The 18,979-nt window shown below is 61.3% G+C and carries 18 protein-coding genes and 1 riboswitch; of the genes, 6 read left to right on the top strand and 12 right to left on the bottom strand.

The genetic code is table 11. From position 1 onward, the window contains the following. Nucleotides 1-206 precede the first annotated feature (206 nt). Together GEI7407_RS19225 and ftsE are read left to right on the top strand one after the other, a co-directional pair. On the top strand, nt 207-968 hold the full coding sequence (locus tag GEI7407_RS19225) for a WecB/TagA/CpsF family glycosyltransferase (protein ID WP_015173885.1): 762 nt from the start codon (nt 207-209) through the stop codon (nt 966-968). 59 nt (nt 969-1,027) lie between these two features. Next, nucleotides 1,028-1,759, top strand: coding sequence for a cell division ATP-binding protein FtsE (ftsE, locus tag GEI7407_RS19220; protein WP_015173884.1), 732 nt, complete (start codon nt 1,028-1,030; stop codon nt 1,757-1,759). A 33-nt stretch (nt 1,760-1,792) separates the two neighbouring features. Here ftsE and GEI7407_RS19215 read toward each other — a convergent pair whose 3' ends face one another. From GEI7407_RS19215 to GEI7407_RS19190, 7 genes are all read right to left on the bottom strand, one after another. Further along, a complete protein-coding gene (locus tag GEI7407_RS19215) occupies nt 1,793-2,635 on the bottom strand; it encodes an ABC transporter ATP-binding protein (RefSeq protein WP_015173883.1) in 843 nt (280 codons plus the stop codon). 74 nt (nt 2,636-2,709) lie between these two features. After that, the gene (locus GEI7407_RS19210) at nt 2,710-4,140 is read right to left on the bottom strand and encodes a CmpA/NrtA family ABC transporter substrate-binding protein (RefSeq protein WP_041268542.1); all 1,431 of its coding nucleotides are present in this window, start codon (nt 4,138-4,140) and stop codon (nt 2,710-2,712) included. A gap of 142 nt (nt 4,141-4,282) precedes the next feature. After that, nucleotides 4,283-5,131: a nitrate ABC transporter permease gene (gene ntrB, locus GEI7407_RS19205; protein WP_015173881.1), complete on the bottom strand. Its 849-nt coding sequence runs from the start codon at nt 5,129-5,131 to the stop codon at nt 4,283-4,285. 96 nt (nt 5,132-5,227) lie between these two features. Next, nucleotides 5,228-5,409: riboswitch (cyclic di-AMP (ydaO/yuaA leader) on the bottom strand. A gap of 77 nt (nt 5,410-5,486) precedes the next feature. Further along, entirely contained in the window at nt 5,487-7,328 is a 1,842-nt protein-coding gene (locus GEI7407_RS19200; protein WP_015173880.1) for an ATP-binding protein, read from the bottom strand. Nucleotides 7,329-7,654: 326 nt separating this feature from the next. Further along, complete coding sequence (locus tag GEI7407_RS19195; protein ID WP_015173879.1) at nt 7,655-9,562, bottom strand: ABC transporter ATP-binding protein; 1,908 nt, start codon at nt 9,560-9,562, stop codon at nt 7,655-7,657. Next, nucleotides 9,559-9,696 (bottom strand): hypothetical protein, encoded by a 138-nt coding sequence (locus tag GEI7407_RS21525; RefSeq protein WP_190274161.1) that lies wholly within the window; start codon nt 9,694-9,696, stop codon nt 9,559-9,561. The genes GEI7407_RS19195 and GEI7407_RS21525 overlap by 4 nt, the downstream gene beginning before the upstream one ends. Before the next feature lie 93 nt (nt 9,697-9,789). Next, complete coding sequence (locus tag GEI7407_RS19190) at nt 9,790-12,231, bottom strand: putative PEP-binding protein (protein WP_015173878.1); 2,442 nt, start codon at nt 12,229-12,231, stop codon at nt 9,790-9,792. 344 nt (nt 12,232-12,575) lie between these two features. Here GEI7407_RS19190 and GEI7407_RS19185 point away from each other — a divergent pair, with 344 nt between their 5' ends. Further along, entirely contained in the window at nt 12,576-13,277 is a 702-nt protein-coding gene (locus GEI7407_RS19185; RefSeq protein WP_015173877.1) for a ComF family protein, read from the top strand. Here GEI7407_RS19185 and GEI7407_RS19180 read toward each other — a convergent pair. Beyond that, entirely contained in the window at nt 13,257-13,634 is a 378-nt protein-coding gene (locus GEI7407_RS19180) for a hypothetical protein (RefSeq protein WP_015173876.1), read from the bottom strand. The genes GEI7407_RS19185 and GEI7407_RS19180 overlap by 21 nt on opposite strands. On the opposite strand from GEI7407_RS19180, the gene GEI7407_RS21230 reads away from it, so the two are divergent. The 3 genes from GEI7407_RS21230 to GEI7407_RS19170 all read left to right on the top strand — a co-directional run bounded on the left by GEI7407_RS21230 (nt 13,633) and on the right by GEI7407_RS19170 (nt 15,873). Further along, on the top strand, nt 13,633-13,899 hold the full coding sequence (locus tag GEI7407_RS21230) for a hypothetical protein (protein ID WP_150109828.1): 267 nt from the start codon (nt 13,633-13,635) through the stop codon (nt 13,897-13,899). The two genes, GEI7407_RS19180 and GEI7407_RS21230, sit on opposite strands and share 2 nt — an antisense overlap. Before the next feature lie 89 nt (nt 13,900-13,988). After that, complete coding sequence (locus GEI7407_RS19175; RefSeq protein ID WP_041268541.1) at nt 13,989-14,546, top strand: TRAP transporter small permease subunit; 558 nt, start codon at nt 13,989-13,991, stop codon at nt 14,544-14,546. Beyond that, the gene (locus GEI7407_RS19170) at nt 14,530-15,873 is read left to right on the top strand and encodes a TRAP transporter large permease subunit (protein ID WP_015173874.1); all 1,344 of its coding nucleotides are present in this window, start codon (nt 14,530-14,532) and stop codon (nt 15,871-15,873) included. The genes GEI7407_RS19175 and GEI7407_RS19170 overlap by 17 nt, the downstream gene beginning before the upstream one ends. Here GEI7407_RS19170 and GEI7407_RS19165 read toward each other — a convergent pair. The 4 genes from GEI7407_RS19165 to def form a co-directional block, all read right to left on the bottom strand. Beyond that, the gene (locus tag GEI7407_RS19165; protein ID WP_015173873.1) at nt 15,870-16,103 is read right to left on the bottom strand and encodes a hypothetical protein; all 234 of its coding nucleotides are present in this window, start codon (nt 16,101-16,103) and stop codon (nt 15,870-15,872) included. The genes GEI7407_RS19170 and GEI7407_RS19165 overlap by 4 nt on opposite strands. A gap of 156 nt (nt 16,104-16,259) precedes the next feature. Next, nucleotides 16,260-17,651, bottom strand: coding sequence for a PrsW family glutamic-type intramembrane protease (locus GEI7407_RS19160; protein ID WP_015173872.1), 1,392 nt, complete (start codon nt 17,649-17,651; stop codon nt 16,260-16,262). A gap of 215 nt (nt 17,652-17,866) precedes the next feature. Beyond that, nucleotides 17,867-18,073 carry a hypothetical protein gene (locus GEI7407_RS19155; RefSeq protein WP_015173871.1) on the bottom strand — a complete coding sequence of 69 codons (207 nt, stop codon included), beginning with the start codon at nt 18,071-18,073 and terminating at the stop codon, nt 17,867-17,869. 73 nt (nt 18,074-18,146) lie between these two features. Then, a complete protein-coding gene (gene def, locus GEI7407_RS19150; protein ID WP_015173870.1) occupies nt 18,147-18,710 on the bottom strand; it encodes a peptide deformylase in 564 nt (187 codons plus the stop codon). Nucleotides 18,711-18,979 lie beyond the last annotated feature (269 nt).

Raw genomic sequence — 18,979 nt, 5'->3', positions numbered from 1 at the left:
CCGCTGACTGCCGCTAGATCAATGAATCTACCAAAGATCCTGGCAGGCCTCCAGCCAAATTGTCGTGGGTGATTGTGCGCTGACTTGCTCGGGCGGCTGGTGTGGGGGCGATCGCGCAGCTTGAAAGAGGCCTTAGAATGGGCTTCGTTGTGCTCGGGTGTGGACCCAAAACAACGCGATCGCGCTACTGGAGAGAGGGTTTGGGAATGGCAGAACTACAGCAGTTTCCAGTGATGGGGGTGCCCGTGCATCTGTCCACCGACTACCTGGACTGGCTGGTCCAGCAGGCCCAAGCAGGCCGGGGGGCTCAGGTGGTGACCCTCAATGCCGAAATGACAATGCAGGCGGAGCAAAACCCAGAGCTGGCCCAGATCATTCGCCAAGCGGAGCTAGTGGTGCCTGACGGGGCGGGCGTGGTGCTGTACCTGCGGCTGCAAGGTCGCCGCATCCAGCGCTGTCCGGGGATCGAGCTAGCGAAGGCGCTGCTGCACCAGGCGGCTCTGCGCGGGGAGGCGTGGCCGGTGTTTTTCTACGGCGGGGCGCCGGGGGTGACGGAGCAAGCGGGCGATCGCCTGCGCCAGGAGCTGCCGGGACTGGCGATCGCCGGAGCGTCCCACGGCTTTTTGTCCGCCGAGGAGCAAGAAGCGCTGGCCCAGACCCTCCAAGCTCAGCAGCCCAAAATTATTTTGGTGGGTCTCGGCGTACCGCGTCAGGAATTCTGGATTCAGGCCCATCGCCATCTGTGCCCCGACGCGCTGTGGATCGGCGTGGGCGGCAGCTTCGACATCTGGTCTGGCACCAAAGCCCGCGCGCCCCAGTGGCTGTGCAAGTACCACCTAGAGTGGGCGTACCGCCTGTACCAAGAACCTTGGCGCTGGCGGCGCATGGGGGCGTTACCAAAGTTTGCGTGGCGGGCCTTGGTCTATCGCCTCTTCCCCAGGCATACTGTTGGGCAATCCACTCCCTAGGGGCTGCCGGTGCCCGCAGGCGATCGCCCCTTGCCCCTCACGCTATCTCCTCATTGCGTATGACCGTCTCCTTCGACCGTTCTGCTCCCAGCGCCGCCCAGGCCGCTGCCTCCCAGTCCCCGTCCCCCATGATCCAGCTCAAGGGGCTCACCAAGCGCTACACCAACGGCAGTCGGGGCCTGATCGACGTGACCTGGGAAGTGCCCCGAGGCTCCTTCCAGTTCGTCACCGGGCCGTCGGGCGCTGGCAAGAGCACCTTGCTCAAGCTCCTGTACGCCGAAGAGCGCCCCACCCAAGGCGAGGTGTGGGTCGACGGCGTAAATGTCAACCAGCTGCGGGGCGATCGCCTTTCCCTGTTTCGGCGGCGCTTGGGCATCGTCTTTCAGGACTACAAGCTGCTGCCCCGCCGCACCGTGACCGAAAACATCGCCTTTGTGCTCTGGGCCCAGGGCTACACCCGCGCCGAAATTGAGCGACGCCTCACCCCCACCCTCAAAATGGTCGGTCTCCAGCACAAAGCAGACAGCTTCCCCCACGAGCTGTCGGGCGGCGAGCAGCAGCGCGTCAGCATTGCTCGCGCCATCGTCGGGATGCCGCCCCTCCTGCTGGCTGACGAGCCCACCGGCAACCTGGACCCCGACAACTCCTGGCAAGTCATCCAGATCCTCAAAAAGCTCAACCGGATGGGCGTCACCGTCATCGTGACCACTCACGACGAGCAAATGGTTCGCCAGTCCAACTGTCCGGTGATCCAGGTTCTCAATGGTCGTCTGCATCAGCAGCGGGCGTGAACGCTTGAATTTTTCGCCTTGAATTTTGCGCCCTTAATCTGCCCCAAAGTGGCGATCGAGGAAATTGAGCAAATGATTGCGCAGCTCGAAGTACTCCGGTGACTCCCGCAGCTGCTGGCGATCGCGCGGATGGGGAAAGGGCACCGTCACGATCTCGCCAATCTGGGCCGCCGGACCATTGGTCATCAGCACGATCCGATCCGACATCAGCAGCGCCTCATCCACATCGTGGGTAATCATCATCACCGCCTGCCGATGCTGCTCCCAGATCTCCAGCACCTGGCGCTGGAGCTTGCCCCGCGTTAGGGCGTCGAGGGCGCCAAAGGGCTCGTCCATCAGCAGCATCTTGGGCCGGATCGCGATCGCCCGGGCAATGCCCACCCGCTGCTTCATCCCCCCCGAAATTTCGTCTGGGTACTTCTCCGCCGCCGCCGTCAGATTCACCATCTCTAGGTGCTCCTGGACGATGGCCGCCTTTTCGGCGCGGTTCGCCGACGTCAGCACCTCATCTACCGCCAGCCGGATATTCTCCCGCACCGTCAGCCACGGCAGCAGCGAATAGTGCTGAAACACCATCATCCGCTCTGCGCCGGGCTTGCGAATGGGACGCCCTTCTAGGGTCACCCGCCCGCTGCTGGCCTGCTCCAATCCCGCCACGATTTTGAGCAGGGTCGACTTGCCGCAGCCCGAGTGACCGATCACCGAAATAAACTCATCCGCGCCCACCGTGAGATTCACGTTGTCCAAGATCACGTGGTGGCCCCCGCCGGGCTTGGGGTAGGCCTTCATGAGATTCTCAATGACCAGAAACTCGTCGGGGTTATGCACTGCTCCATTTTGAGCGCGATCGCGCGTAGACAAACTAGATTTCGTCATGGGGACCTCCACCAAAACAAAAACGGCAAAACAAAAAACGTCGCAAAACGGCCAAGTTGCAAAGGGTCAAAACTCTAAAGGCGCGTGGTTCTCAGGCCAAACTGCTGGGGCGCTGAGGCGCGAATCTCAAAACTGTTGAGATAGCCGCTCAGATCGCTCGGATCGAACGCTTTTTGGTCAATGAAGACCTGAGCTGGCTCCACCTTGTAGTCCTCCGTAGGGCAGGGAATGTCCATCTCGGTGGCGATTTCCCGGTAGAGGTCGCTGCGCCAAGCCTTGCGGGCCAGCGCCTCGGCATCGCGCGGAATCTCCGAAATCTGGCCCCAGCGAGCCGCCTGGGTGACCAGCCACAGGCTCTCGGACTGCCACAAAAACGTGGAGTGATCGCCGGGAATGTCGCTCAGGCCGGGCGGCAGGTCAAAAAAGAGGGTGCTGTCTCCCGTGCGATCGATCCGCTCGACCCCGTCAAAGCCGCCGTAGTGGTACTCGCCCACCAGGGCCGGACGGGTAAAGATTTCCTTAGCACCGGTGAAGGAGCGCTCAGACACGATGCGGGCCACCTCCGCCTGATTCTCGGGCCGACCACAGTACTGGCAAGCCTCGATCAGCGCCTTGACCAGCGATCGATAGGTTTTGGGATTTTCTTCAATGAAGGACTCCATCACCCCCAGCAGCCGGTCTGGGTGGCCTCGCCACAGCTCCTTGCCCTGGGCAAAGGTAAAGCCCACGCCCTCAGTCCCCTTGCCCAGGGGCCGGGTGGCGCGGCTGTTCCACGGCTCGGCCACCATGTAGCCCTGCATCGCCCCAATGCGGACATTGCTGACCATCTGGGGCGGCGGAATCACGATCATGCGGAAGTCGCGGCTGGGGTCGAGGCCTGCGGCAGCGGTCAGGTAGCGCACAAAGTACTCGTAGATCGAGGAGCTGAGAACGACAGCAAGAACGCGCTGATCCGTGGGCAGAGACGAGAAGTACTGCCGCAGATCCTGCCCAAAGGCCTCTAGGTTGCCGCTGTATTCGCGCCAGGGGCGGACCCCGGCGTCCCAGAGGCCCCGGTTGAAGGTGAGGGCGTTGCCATGGCGGTGGATGGTCATGGCGGCGCACAGGGGGGCATGGCGCGCCCCCTCAGCCCCGATGCGGGCATTGGTGACAGCACCGGAGACGACGGGGGCGGCGTCGGTCCGCCCAAAAATTACGCCGTCGCGGGAGGTAGCCCAGCTCGCTTCGCGGTTGAGGGTGACGGTGAGGCCGTATTTGCGAAAGAAGCCTTTTTTCCAGGCGATCGCGAAGGGCGCGCAGTCATTGACGGGCACATAGCCGATGGTGAGGTTGGGTTTCTCCAGATCCCCAGGGTTGACGACCGGCTCCACCTGGGCAACGTCGGCGGGGTCAGGGTTGCGGCTGAGCAGAGGGCCGCAGGAGGCCAGCGCAGTCCCAGCGGCGGCTGTCCCCATCAAGCTCAAGAAAGACCGCCGGCTCATCGAGCTAACAAGACGATGATTCATGGCAAAAACTCAAAAAGTGAAAACGGGAAGCGGAGGCCTTGATTTCCTCGGCAAAGCCACAGGCTCAGGAAACCGAAGGCGCAGCGGATCAGTCCGCGATCGCCCCCCGTAGGGGATGAAAGAATTGCTTGCAAGCTAGAAGCTAGAAATTGCTGCGGGCGACGGCTCGATGGGTCACCAGCGCCTGGATCCGGCTCACGGCGTAGTCCAGCAGCAGCCCCGTCACGCCGATAATCACAATGGCGAGAAACACCGAATTGAGATTCAGGCGATTCCACTCGTCCCAGACAAAAAAGCCGATGCCGAGCCCTCCGGTGAGCATTTCTACCGCTACGATCACCAGCCACGCGATGCCCAAGCTAATGCGCAGACCCGTGAAAATGTAGGGCAAGCTGGCAGGCCAAATAATTTTGGTAATTTGCCGCCAGCGGGGCATTTCGAGGACGCGGGCCACGTCGATGTAGTCCTGGGAGACGCTGGAGACGCCCAGGGCCGTGTTGATGATGGTCGGCCATAGCGATGTAATAAAAATTACAAAGATAGCCGAGGGTTCTGCCAGGTTGAAAATGGCCAAGGCGATCGGCAGCCAGGCCAAGGGCGAGACGGGTTTGAAAATCTGAATTAGGGGATTGAGGGCCAGCATGGCGCGCCGGGACATGCCCACCAAAAAGCCCAGGGGAATCGCCACCAGCGTGGCCAAGCCGAACCCCAGCACCACGCGCCGCAGGCTGGCCAGCAGCAGCCAGCCAATGCCCACATCACCGGGGCCCCGGCGATAGAAGGGATGCAGCAGATAGTCCAGATTGGCGACGAAGGCCTCCGGCGGCGTGGGCATCAGCTCCGGACGCAGAAGGGCGATCGCCCACCAGAGGGCCAAAACGCCCGCAAAGCCCAGCGCTGGCAGGACAACGGTCTCTTGCAGCAAACTCGGTTTTAGTCGCCGCCAAGCCGAAAGGCCTGCGACGGCGATCGCAGCAAAATTGATTTGCATGTCAGTATCAGAGGCGAAACAGGTACAGCGAAACGAACCGTCTTCGATACCGGTTTGGGACACTGACGATCAATGCATTGGCAAAATGCTGATCCTTCAGTCTCCTCTCAAGGCCTACGGAGTTAGCTGACGGGCGAGAGCTGAGAGATGCTCTTCCTGATTGGCCTGTCTGCAAGGACAGGGGGCAACCAGCGATAAGCCCCAAAAGGTGGTTCCTCCGCTCCAAGGGGCGCTGCTAGAACAAAAGCAGCTGAGCTTGGATTAGGCTGACTTACTGTTGAACGGTTTTTTGGAGTGTAGCATCCTTGCCGAGAAGCGGCGATCGTCATTTTGGCAGAGACGATCGCCCATCCCCCTAGGCCAAAACATACTGGCGAAGCGGCAGCTCGATCACAAAATCCGCGCCCTGACCGGGCTGGGAGACACAGCGCAAAGAGCCGCGATGGGTTTCAGTGATAATTTTGTAGCTGATCGATAAACCTAGGCCAGTGCCCTGTCCCACCGGTTTGGTGGTGAAAAAGGGATTGAAAATCCGTTCTTCAGCGATCGCTGACAAACCCGGGCCGTTGTCGCTGATGTGAATCACCACGCGATCGCCTGTCCCCCTCTCGGTGCGGATGCGAATCGTCGGCGGCTGGGCCTGAACCTCCTCCGGCGATCGGCGGCTGATCGACTCATCAAGGGCATCGATGGCATTGCTCAAGAGGTTCATAAATACCTGATTGAGCTGGCCCGCGTAGCACTCCACCGCTGGCAAATCCCCGTATTCCCGGACCACCGTGATACCCGGATGGCCCGATCGCGTCTTCATGCGGTTTTGCAAAATTGTCAGCGTACTGTCGATGCCTTCGTGAATATCGACCTCTTTGACCTCCGCCTCATCGAGCCTCGAAAAAATCCTCAGCGATCGCACAATTTCCCGAATCCGGTCCGCCCCCACCTGCATCGAGCTCAGCAGCCTCGGCAAATCCTTGCGGATGAACGGCAGATCAATCTCCTCAAGCTTGTCCGCGATCGCCGGGTGCGCCGTCTGACAGTGCACCTCGTAGAGATCGACCAGAGACAGCAGATCCTCTGTGTACTGACGAGCGTGGTACAGATTGCCGTGAATAAAATTCACCGGATTATTAATCTCGTGGGCCACCCCCGCCACCAGCTGGCCCAAGCTCGACATCTTCTCACTCTGGATCAGCTGGGCCTGGGTCGTCTGCAAGTGCTGTAGCGCCTCCGAGAGTTGCTGCGATCGCTCCCGTTCCTGGGCCTCGCTGGCCAGCAGCGTCTGCTGCGCCCGCTCCCGCTCCTCCACCTCTTGGATCAGGCGTTCGTTGGTGCGTCGAACCTGATCGTGAGTGTAGGTATAATCGATCACCAAGCCAGTCAGGGGAACTAAGTACGCCACCACCTTCAAAAAGTGGCCAATATTGAAATCATTGTCAAAAAGCTCTGCCGATCCAAACGCCATGTGCATCTGAGTCACCGCATTGGGCAGCGTACTCACCACCAGCGCACTCGAGAAAATACTGGGATAGCGACGATAAAATCTTGGATAGATAAAAATCCCTGCTACCAAAAAAAGCACCAGGGGTATCACATCCCACGGTCGCCGAATCAGCGCATTGGGGAACATCGTCACCGGGAGCTGACTGCTGGTCGCGCAGGCGTGGAGCACCGCATAGGCCGCCGCAATAAAACAGACGCTCACCCCGGCCATCAGGGGAAAACTGCCCTGCCACCGCTTCGGTTTCCAGCCCAAAAACAAGCTCACGCCGATGATCGTCAGCAGGGCATTGCCTAGGCGGCAGATTGCCCACGTGAAGGGGACCAAGTCTTGATTGTTTGCCCCCGCGCTGATGAAGCGATCGGCTGCTAGAACGTGAAAAGCATCCATCGCCCCCGCGCACAGCAGCGCGACCCCAATGATCGGCGTGGTCACATCGCGCTTGATGCTGAAGTGGGAAAAAGCCAGCACCGCCGTAAAAATCGCCGCACAAACAGCGCTCCACTCCAAAAGGGTGTGGGTGAAGCTGCCCCGGAGAGAATGGTGCAGCTGGTCTGAGATCGCTGCGGGCGACAAACCTGCCCAGTCCTCAGGCGTCACGACAGGCGATCGCGTCCCAAAGTCAACGCCCGCGAGGTGAAGCAGTGACGGGGCTACACACAGGATGACCACAGACCAAATCACGTGCTTTGGTAGCATGGGCCCTGTCCTGTAAAACGATGGTCGCTTTTGGCGAGAAAAGAATTTGGGAAACCAAGGAGAGGAAAGCACACCCATCGCAGTTGATCCATTCCCACAGCAAAAGCCTGGGTAAAACGAAAGGTCGGCATCTGACAGCAGACCTTGAGGGGGTATAGAGCTGTTGCAGCGATCGCTCTAGACAACACGGCTGCTTAAGGTTCCATCTGCTAGCTTCTCCAAATCCCATTATGCTAACAACGGCGTTTCTACGAGACCACCTGGCAACAAGGGTTCATACTTGCGTGATTGAACGGTAATTTTTGTTACCTATTCTGACCAGCCACTTAGCTGGCGATCGTCCCTCGCTGGGCTTGGCGATCGCGAATTTGCTCCAGGCTGCCCACCGGAATCGCTGAAATGAGCTGGCGTGTATAGGCCTCTTTGGGCTCGCGGTAGATGCTGTCCGCTGGCCCAATCTCTTCAATGCGGCCTCGATTCATCACCATAATGCGATCGCTCATAAACTTGACCACGCTCAGATCGTGGGAAATGAAGATATAGGTCAAGCCAAACTCGCTTTGCAGCGCCTTGAGCAAATTGAGCACCTGGGCCTGTACCGAGACGTCCAGCGCCGACACAGACTCATCGCAAATAATGAACTGCGGATTGAGGGCCAGGGCGCGGGCAATGCAGATCCGCTGGCGCTGGCCCCCCGAAAACTCGTGGGGATAGCGATTCATCCAGGCCGGCTCTAGGCCCACTTTGTCGAGGAGGTAGGCCGCGCGCTCCCGCAGGTGCTGGCGGGGCTTGGCGTGGCGGCGGTGAATGCCGTGAATGCGCAGGGGCTCCACAATGGCGGCCCCGATGCTCATCCGGGGATCGAGGGAGCTGAAGGGGTCCTGGAAGACAATTTGCATGTTGCGCCGGACCTCCTGGAGCGCCTTGCCCTCCAGGGTCAGCACGTCGCGCCCCTCAAAGACAATCTGGCCGCTCATCGGCTGCACAAGCCGCAGCAGGGTCCGGGCGAGGGTGGTTTTGCCGCAGCCCGACTCTCCCACCAGTCCCAGGGTTTCGCCGGGATAGATGTCGAAGGAGACGTCATTGACGGCCATGGTGTAGCGCTGGGTGGTGCCGAGGAGGCCTTTGACCGGGAAGCCGACCTTCAGGTTGCGTACGGCGATCAGGGGCGATCGCTGGCCGAGATCGGCGAGGCGCTGCTGGACCTCGGCGTCGCTGATGTCGTCCTGGTGGAGCGCCGTCTCAACATCTAGCGACTTTTCGCGGATTTCGAGATGACCGTCGGGGGTGGTGACCGTTTCCATGAAGTCTGCCACGGTGGGCAAGCGGCGCAGACGGCGATCGGGACGGGGCCGACAGGTCAGCAGGCCCTTGGTGTAGGGGTGCTGGGGCTGGGAGAAAATGTCCCAAACCGAGCCGAGCTCCACGAGTTTGCCCTGGTACATGACGGCGATGCTGTCGGCGATGTCGGCAATCAGCCCCAGGTCGTGGGTCACGAAAATAATTGACATGCCCCGGCGATCGCGCAGTTCGCGCAGCAGATCGAGAATGCGGGCCTGGACCGTCACATCCAGCGCCGTGGTGGGCTCGTCGGCGATCAGCAAAGAGGGGTTGCCGGCTAGGGCCATGGCGATCATGACCCGCTGGAGCTGGCCGCCCGACAGCTCGTGGGGATAGCGCTGCAAGAGGGCCTGCTTTTGCTGCTCGACGATCTCGGCGATCGCCTGTTCAGAAGGAGGCCTGTCGGTGTGGCTTTCCCGTAGGCGCTGGGCCAGGTCTTCGTCGCTGGCCAGCAGCTTGACCTCTTGCAAAAGGGCGATCGCCCGTCGCTCGGCCTCTGCCTTGGGCAGGGGATGGTGCTGCAAGATCGCCTCGGTGAGCTGGTAGCCGCAGGTAAAAACCGGATTGAGGGAGCTCAGGGGCTCCTGGAAAATCATGGCAACCTCGCCGCCCCGGTACTGCTGACGCTGCTCCTCAGAAAGGCTGCGCAGATTAATCGGCTCGCCGCTCGATCCTTGAAACAGAATTTCGCCGCTGGTGACGCGGCCAGGGCTGGGCACCAGTCCCAGCAGCGCGAGGGCTGTCACCGATTTACCAGAGCCAGATTCGCCCACAATGCCCAAAGTTTGGCCTCGCTGGACCTGAAAGGAGATGTCGTCGACGGCTTGAACGCGGCGGGAGTCGAGGACAAATTCAACTTTCAGATTGCGAACGTTGAGAACAGTGTCAGTCATGGTGCGGGAGGGGAGAGCGAGGGACAGCGATCGCGCTCTGAGGGCGATCGCGCCAGTACCGAGTCAGCGCTGAGGGGAGACGATCCCTGAAGGGGGCGATCGCGCGCCTTGGACTGCCACCTGGCCGTGCCCAAGGGCTCCTCAAAAGAGTAACAGGATTGTAGCAGCGTCCCCTGAGTGGTTTTGTGCTTTGCAAGGGGGGTTTGACCCAGCAGACCGACCCAGCACTAGAAGGATTCTTGGTGTCGCTGCTGCTGAGCCCACTGTAAAAGGATCTGCTGCTCGGCCTGATAGAGGACGCGCTGGGTGGCGGCGATCGCCTCGGGCTCCACCACCAGGGCCGTCGCTCCTGCCTGCACCCATTCCGCGATCAAATCCGGAAAGTCCGTCACCGCTTGGCCACACACAGCGCAGGGCACCCGATGCTGGCGCGCCGTCTGGAGAATCTGGGCGATCGCCCGCCGCACCGCCGGATGCTGGGCCGTGTAGGCTTGGGCCAGGGCGGCATCGTCCCGATCGGCCCCCAGCAGCAGCTGGGTTAGATCATTGGTGCCAATGGAAAAGCCCTGCACCCCCGCCTCCACGTAGTCCGCCATCAGCAACAGCACCGAGGGGACTTCAGCCATGATCCACAGCTGAAATGTGCCCTGGCGGCGCAGCCCCGCCGCCTCGACCCGCTGGCGACAAAACCGAAACTCTTCCACGCTGCGCACAAAAGGGATCAGCAGCCGCAGATTGTCCAGCCCGCGCGCCAGCACCGCTCCCAGGGCCGCCAGCTCCAGCTCAAACAGCTGGGGGTGAACCTGGTAGCGGTAGGCCCCGCGCTGGCCCAGCACCGGATTGGCGCTGGTGCCCTCGCCGAGGAACTGGGGAAACTCGTGGGCCCGCAGGTCAAGGCTGCGGTAGAACAAGGGCCGAGGGGCGATCGCCGCCGCAAAGCGCTCAATGCGCTCGGCCAAGCGGGCCACAACATCCGCCGGATCCTGGAGCCAGTCCGCCAGCGATCGCCCCGCCATCAGATCCACCAGCATCAGCTCACTGCGCAACAGGCCAATGCCATCCACCGGCTGATCGCGCAGCCGCTCCAGGGACGATACCTGGCTCACGGCGGCCCAAATCTGGGTGGCCGTCGGCGGCAGTGGCTTGGGATGGGGAGCGCCGGAGTCTGCTACCGGGCGACGCTGGCCATTGGGAAAAGTCACCTGAGCTAGGCGATCGGTAGATGTCTCGGGGGTCGGCGATCGAAAAACCAGGCCGCGATCGCCATCAAGCAGCAGCACTTCGCCCGAGCGGACCGCCTCCAGCGCCCCCGCCGCCCCCACCACCGCCGGAATCCCCAGCTCCCGCGCCAAAATCGCGCCGTGGCTGGCCCGCCCCCCCTGCTCTGCGATGATGCCGGCTGCATGGCGCAGCGCTGGCAGCCAGTCCGGGTGAATGGACGCCGCCACCCAGATCGTGCCAGCCGGGGCCGAGGACGGAAGTAGCTCAGCCTCTGTGATGACGTGCACCGGCGCGATCGCCTGTCCGGGCGCCGCCGCAATGCCCTGGAGAACAGGAGGCGTCGAGGCAGGCTTGATCTTTGGCTCCGCCGCGTTGGGGGATGGCAGCGCTACGGCAAGCGATCGCGCTTGGCCCGCGACGGGCTCGGGCGGAGCGATCGCCGCGTCTACCTGGCTCAGGCACAGCCTCGGCTCACGGCCTGCCCGCCCGAGCACCCAGGTCCACCGAAACGTATTTCCAAAGGCCACATGCAGCCGCAGCCCTAGCTGGACGATCTGCTCTAGCACCTCGTCCCTCAGGACCATTCGAGTTTGGTAAGCAGCGTCTAAAACGTAGGGCATCATCGGGCTTGGCTCCGGCAACCACTGCTCTAGAGCCGGGCTGGCCTGAGGAATCTCAGTCTCTAGGCCGTAGGCTAGGGGTTTCCAGCCAGGTTGGTAGAGCGTCGTACCCTGACCCGGCTCGACCCAGTAGCAGTCTGGGCTCACCTCCCCCCGCAGCAGCGCCCACTCGTGGCCCCAGCAGGCTTGCAGCGCCAGCTGCTGATTGCTCATCTCCAAAAATCCGCTGGCGATCGCGGGCTGCACTGGCTGCACCATCACCGCGAGCTGAATATTTTGCAGCTCAATGCCGCTGCGCTGCCAGTAGAGCAAAGTCTGGGCTCGAAAAGCGCTGGCCCAGAGGGCCTTGAGCATGGTGGCTACGGCGGAGACGTGACTCGCGCACAGCCGAGGCTCGATCAGGCTCTGGGCCTGGAGGCTGGGAAAAGAGTCCGAGGCGTGGGCCAGACCAATGGAGGGCCGCAGCACCAGAGCTGAGATCTCCCCCGTGGTCTGGTCGCGCAGCTCTTGCAGTGCCCCTTCGAGGGCCTCCAGCCAGTCCGCTGCCAGCTCGGTGGCCTGGAAAACGTGGCGAATTTGCTGGGCGATCGCCTGCAATTGTCGCGGATTGTTGATATCGAGGTGGAGCGAGGAGGTCGAAAAATCGGTAAACAGCGGTTCTAGCCAATCAATCGTTTCCAAAAATCCCCGAAATGCTCGGGCTGGCACCACAAATCCCGGCAGGATTGGATATCCTTTTTCCCCCAGACGGCTGAGATAAAAGGCCCCCTCCCCAACGGCTGCTCGGTCTGCGAACGGAATCTGCCCAAGCCAATGAAGAATGCTCACGGGGTGACGAAGAGTGGACGTGTTGCCTTTGATTGTACGGACTTCCCCCGAGAGAACGGCAGCCCTATCTGCCACGCTGCCAAGGGATCCAAAGTCAGGCGGTAAGACGGTGGGCGATCGCCCCTAGACACCGTTCGGCAACTTCCACACCCTTGGAACTGGACTTAGATCTTCTTGGGCAACTTTGGGCACCGTTTGGCAACTTCCACACCCTTGGAACTGGACCCAGATCTTCCTGGGCGACTTCCACACCCTTGGAAGCATTCCAGCAGAAAGCTCGGTGAGGCCTTGATGGTTTTTCTCTGATGGCGTGCATCCTGAGAAAAAGACAACAGGATGGTGCCATGGCCCGCTGGACCGCTGCCTTCTCTGGTTTGCTCTCGCTATTTCTCAAGTCTGTTTGCCCGCTGTGCCAGCGGCCAGCGGACCAGACCCTCTGCCGCGACTGCCAGCAGCAGATCCGGCGCTGCCAGCGATCGCCCCTGACCTGGCGCCAAGACGGGCTGGTGTTGCAGGTGTGGGGCCAGTACACCGGACCGCTGAAGCGGGCGATCGCCGCCTTCAAGTACGACCAGCAGCCCCAGATCGCGCAGCCCCTAGGAGACTGGCTGGCCGAGGCGTGGCTGGCTGAGGCCCCGCGCTTTCCGGCGTCTCTGGCGGTGGTGCCGATTCCGCTGCACCCCGACAAGCAGCGCCAGCGCGGCTACAACCAGGCCGAGCTCTTGGCGCGCCAGTTTTGTCAGCAGACGGGACTGCCCCTGCGATCGCGCGGGCTGCTGCGCCAGCGCTCCACCGAGGCCCTGCACCGCCTGGGAAGTCGCGATCGCGCGGCCCAGCTGGCTGGGGCCTTTGGCCTGGGACCCGATCTTCGGGGGAGCGCTCCTGTGCCGATCTTGCTGCTCGATGACATCTACACCACTGGGGCCACCGTTCAGGCCGCTGCCCAAGTCCTAAGACACCACGGTTACCCGGTCTATGGCATTGCGGCGATCGCCACCTCCCGTCCGCCCTGGCCCGCGCTCTCTTCAGAACGGCGGCACCGTTGACTCCTGGGGCGGCAGCTCCGAGGACGATCCGAAAATGGGGCTGGGGTCTAGCCCCGTGACCTGCCGAAACTGCTGGGGGGTGACTGTGCTCACGATGGGGTGCCCCTCCCAGTAGACCAGCTTGGCCTGCACCTGCTCCAAAAATGCCTGTCCCCGCACCAGCGGCACAGAGCGCCACAGCTCCGTGAGCGTCTCTACCAGCGCCAGCTCGATCAGCGGCGCAGGATAACGGCTCAGCAAGGCAGCCATGACTGCTTCAAAGGCTTGCGCCCGCTGACCCACAGCGTCACCCTTGAGCTGATAGCTACTCACAATATGTTTGACGCGCTGTTGGCTCAACTGTTTTTGGAGTTCCATGGAAACCTCGACCAGCGGGGTGCAACGGCTAGGCGCTGACGGCAGGTGCTCGACGCCCCGATCCCGGCGATCGCGCCCCCAGAACGTGGGTACCAACCAGCGTGCCCAGAAAAATTCTATCGCGCTGGAAATCGCGATCGCCCATCTGCTCAATCTGAGCCGCTCCACCCAGGGCTTAAAATACTACTGCCCTTCAGTGCTCCAGAGAAACATCCCCCAAGGGATACAAATTCACTGCGTGGTGCTTGGGGGACGGGGCGCATGACTCATTGGGAGCCCGCTCCCATCCTCACGCTGAGCCAGCTTGCCGCCCCCTCGAGAACACATCCCATCGACGCTAGGGAAGGAAACGTCGTGCAGCAACTGCTTCGAATAGCCAGGTGGATTGATCAGCTCAATGAGTATGTCGGGCGCTTCATGACCGGTGTGGTGCTCTTGATGGTGCTGATTGGCGTCTGGAACGTGATCGGGCGCTACGTCGGTCAGGCCATCGGCCAAAATCTCAGCTCCAATGCCCTGATCGAGACTCAGTGGCAGCTCTTTGACCTCGTCTTTTTGCTGGGCGCGGCCTACGGCCTCAGACACAACGAGCACGTGCGGGTGGATGTGTTTTACAGTGGCTGGTCAGCCAAGCGCAAAGCCCTCGCAGACTTGATCGGCAATCTCGGATTTCTGATTCCGTTTTGCATCATGGTGATCTGGGTTTCCTGGGACACGGTAAAGATCTCCTGGCAAATTCGTGAAATGTCGCCGGATCCAGGCGGTCTGCCCCTCTACCCGATCAAAACCATGATTCTGGTGGGCTTTGGGCTGCTGATCTTGCAGGGCTTTGCCAATGCGATCAAAAACATTGCGGTACTAAAAGGCGTTCAGCAACCCCCAGCGGAGGAAGAGCATGAGTCTGCCCTTTGAATGGCTTGGTCCCACAATGTTTGTGGGAGCGCTGGTCTTTTTGTCCATGGGGTACCCGGTCGCCTTCTCCCTGGGGGCGGTGGCGATCGCCTTTGGCATTGTGGGCGTGGCCCTGGGCGTCTTTGACCCGATTTTCATGACGGCCATGCCCCAGCGGATTTTTGGCATCATGAGCAACTTCACGCTCCTGGCCATTCCCTACTTCATCTTCATGGGCTCCATGCTGGAGCGATCGGGGATTGCCGAGCGGCTGCTGGAGACCATTGGCATTCTGTTTGGCCGGGTCCGGGGCGGCCTAGCCCTGGCGGTGGTGCTGGTGGGCGCGCTGCTGGCGGCGACGACGGGAGTCGTGGCGGCGACGGTGGTGGCCATGGGCCTGATTTCGCTGCCGACCATGCTGCGCTACGGCTACAACAAGCAGCTCGCGACGGGGGTAATTGCGGCGTCGGGGACTCTGGGCCAGATCATTCCGCCCAGCATCGTGCTGGTGGTGCTGGGCGATCAGCTGGGCGTTTCGGTGGGGGACCTGTTCATTGGGTCGGTGATTCCGGGACTGCTGATCTCGGGAGTGTTTGCGGTCCACGTGCTGGTGGTGGCGTTTCTCAAGCCGGACGCGGCGCCGCCACTGCCGCCGGAGGTGCGCAACATTGGCGGTCGGGCGCTGGGGCTGCGGATGATCCAGGTGATGCTGCCGCCTTTGGCCCTGATTTTGCTGGTGCTGGGCAGTATTTTCTTTGGCTATGCGACGCCGACGGAGGCGGGAGCGGTGGGAGCCCTGGGGGCGATGGTGCTGGCGGCGGTCAACCGCAAGCTGAGCTGGCAGTCACTGCGCCAAGTGTGCGATGTGACGCTGCGCACGACCACTATGGTGATGTTTATTCTGCTGGGCTCGACCGCGTTTAGCCTGGTGTTTCGCGGGCTCAACGGCGATCGCTTCATGTTCGATGTGCTGTCGAACCTGCCGGGCGGCCAGGTGGGCTTCCTGGTGGTCAGTATGCTGACGGTGTTTTTGCTCGGGTTCTTTATCGACTTTTTCGAGATTGCCTTTATTGTGGTGCCGCTGTTTGTGCCGGTGGCCCAGCAGCTCAATCTCGATCTGGTCTGGTATGGCGTCGTGCTGGCAACCAACCTCCAGACATCATTTTTGACCCCGCCCTTTGGCTTTGCGCTCTTTTATTTGCGCGGGGTATCGCCCCCAGAGATTACGACGGGAGACATTTACCGGGGAGCGGTGCCCTTCGTGATTTTGCAGCTGCTGGTGCTGCTGCTGGTGATCGTGTTTCCGGGCTTGGTGAATTTTTTGCCGAGCCTGAGCCAGCCGCTCTAGGGCAGACCAGACAGGGGGTCGGGGTGGTAGTAGTCTGAGGGCTTGATCTCGTCGACCTCGTCGCGGTTTTGGTTGATGCAGCCCGGTTTGTCCACGTAGCGGCAGACGCGGGCCCACAGCTTGGCGCGGGTGCCCGGCGCACCGGACGAAAACAGAACCCGATCGCCCCCCGGGGCGGGTTCGATTCTGACGCCGCAGATGGGGCAGGTTTGGGGAATGGAGGTAGACATCGCCGCTCCTCCGGGCGATCGCCCGAGGCTCACAATTGAGGCTAGCGTAGCCCTATCCCCAGCGATCGCCAAGTAAGCTGACCAAATTTCTGGCAAAAGGCAGATCTTTGGGAAGGATGGCGAAATTTGGTCCGAAGATGCTGATTTTGCCGGGGTTTAGCGGCGCGATCGCCGGGAAAACTGGGTGGCAAAATTCTGCGATCGCGTCGGCGAGAGGGCGCGGGCCTTGAGAATGGCGGCGCCCAAAAAGGCATAGGACACTACCCCCACCACCGCCAAAATCAAGCCGCTCACAACGCCCGTGGTATTCCACAGGGCGTGCAGACCGGCAGCGCTCAGGTAGCCGACGCTCAGGCTTGACCAGCGATTGGCGGGCTTGAGAACGCTCAGGCCAATGAAATAGCCCAGGTAGCCGCTGTAGGCCATGTGCCCAGCAATGGAGCCCAAAATCCGGGGAATCAGAAGCTGGAGCCCCAGCAGCTCGCCGGAGCTGTCTGCGGTGCTGGCGCTTTCGATCATCGAAGGCACGTACTGATCGAGGGTTTCCAGCAGGGTAAAGCCCACGGCTGCCGCGCACCCGACCAATATGCCGTCGAGGGGCTCCCAGATGCCGATGCGATCGCGCCAGGGCGATCGCAGCTGCCGCCCCAGCCACCACAGCACCAGCACCGGCAAAGACTTGAGAATTTCCTCCATCAGTCCGGCGCCAAAAAACATGCGCACCAGCAGCATCGGGAAGCTCACTACTTCCCCCTCCACCGGCAGGCGTCCCGGCAAGATTTCCCGAAACACAGTTAGGAAAACCGGCAGAACGGGGCTGGTCAGCAGCAGCACCATGGCCCCCATCACCCCCACCAGCAGCCACCAGGGCTTGTGTTTGCCGCACAGCTGGTAGACGAAATAGTAGGCCGCGCTGGCCAGATAGCCCGCCAGCAGCACGTTAAACACCATGGCGTCGCCGACGGAGGCAAACATCAGCACCACGCAGCTCACCGTCACGATGCCGGGCAGCAAGTAGGCCTTGCGGGGCAGATCGCGGCCCGTGGAAAAGATGGGAAAAAGCTGGCTAAAGGTCGCTTCTTCGCGCGTGGATTTGGGGGTGAGCTGGACCTCGCTGGAAACCACGGCGGACAGGGCTGGCTTGGGGCTCGCCTCCGGCCTCGAAAAGGAGGTAGATCGGCTGTCCTCGGCCGGGGGCATTCGTCCCCGATCGAGCAAAAATTCTGGGCCGTTTTGCCCTAGCAAAATGCGATCGCCCGGCTGCAAACTGCGACACCCCAGCAGGCGCTGCCCGTTGACGTAGGTGCCGTTGGCGCTGTTGAGGTCGCAGATTTCCCAGTGGGAGTCTCCGTCTCCCCCAACCACAGGCCGAATCAGGGCGTGGCGGCGAGAAACCATGCCGTAGAGCACTGAGTCCAGGACGATTTGGCAGCTCGGATCGCGGCCGATCTCGATGGAGTAGTGGGGAAGCAGGGGGTAGCACGCAGCCGACTGGGGGTCAGCAGAGATCAGTCTCAAAAAGCTGCTAGAAAGAGGTTTGCCCGTCATTAACGGCCAGCTAAATGCAAAACGCGCACGAGTCGGCGATCGCGACTACAGCAATTCTCGCTCGAATCGTCCGCAGAAAGGCAAGTTCGGAGTGCGGGGGCTTGCCAGGAGATCTGGGGCACTGGGCAAGGGCGCGCCCCCAGCGATCGCTCAAGCCCACACAAAAACCGTCAGCGTGAGAGCAGCTGACGGTTTGGGGCGAAGCTAGCGGGAAATCAGCGGTTTTGGTCGGCGTTCGCGCTGGTGACAGCGGCGTAAAAGGAAAAGCCGCCCACCGGAATGCTCAGGGCCAGAATGGCGCTGGTCAGGGTTGTACCTAGTTCAGGTGTACCAGAGGCCAGCTCAAACACAGAGCCCACTGTGGCGATCGCTGCAATACAAGCAATGGCCAGCAGCAGGCCACTTTTGGGAGACGTCACCATAAAACGCTGGAAAAAGAATTAAAAACGATTCAGAAAAATTCCGGCAAAAAATCTTGGCGATCGGGCCAGGGGCCTAGCGCACCGGCTGGACGGCGTTGGCCGCAAACCCGTGCTTGGTCAGCTCCTGGTTGAGGGCCAAAGCATTGTCGACCCGATCCACAAATAGCACGCCGTGGAGGTGGTCCATCTCGTGCTGGATCGCCCGCGAGAGCAAGCCGCTGGCCATCAGCTTTTGGGGACGGCCCTGCTCGTCTTTGTAGCTCACCTCGATCACCTCGGGGCGCTGCACATCCAGGTACACCCCCGGAATGCTCAGGCAGCCTTCTTGGGCCATGCAGACATCCCGGCTGGCCCGCTGGATCGCCGGGTTGATCAAGATCAGCGGCGGCGTGGTCGCGTCATCGGGTTCGCAGTCCACCACGATGAGCTGCTTTTGGACGGCCACCTGGGGCGCAGCGAGTCCGATCCCGTCGGCGCTGTACATGGTTTGCAGCATGTTGCGAATGAGCGTCCGAATCTCGTCATCCACCCGAGAGATGCGCTTGGCCGGCTGGCGCAGCACGCGATCGCCCAAATAATGAATCTCCAGGGGAGGATTCTCTAGCTTTTTCTTCTCAACCAGAATCGTGGATGTCATGAATAATTTGGAACTCGCTATCACTGCCGAGGCGTCGGGCTGGACCCTACCTTTCGATCTTATCAACCTCTCCCCGAATCTTCTATGTCGAAGTGACTTCGAGAAAGAAATTCAGGGTCTGCCCTTGCCGCTCAGTAGCCAGCAATACGCAAACCCTGATGATTCCCACGGAAGGATGGACCGTTGTAGCCTCGCTCTCTGGAAAGGAACCCTGTCTCTTGGCCGGTTTGGACATCGGCGATCGCAAGAGACAAGCTGTGGAACCTAGA

It is taken from the genome of Geitlerinema sp. PCC 7407, from assembly GCF_000317045.1.
Taxonomy (GTDB): domain Bacteria; phylum Cyanobacteriota; class Cyanobacteriia; order PCC-7407; family PCC-7407; genus PCC-7407.
This window is presented reverse-complemented; position numbering and strand designations above follow the sequence as displayed.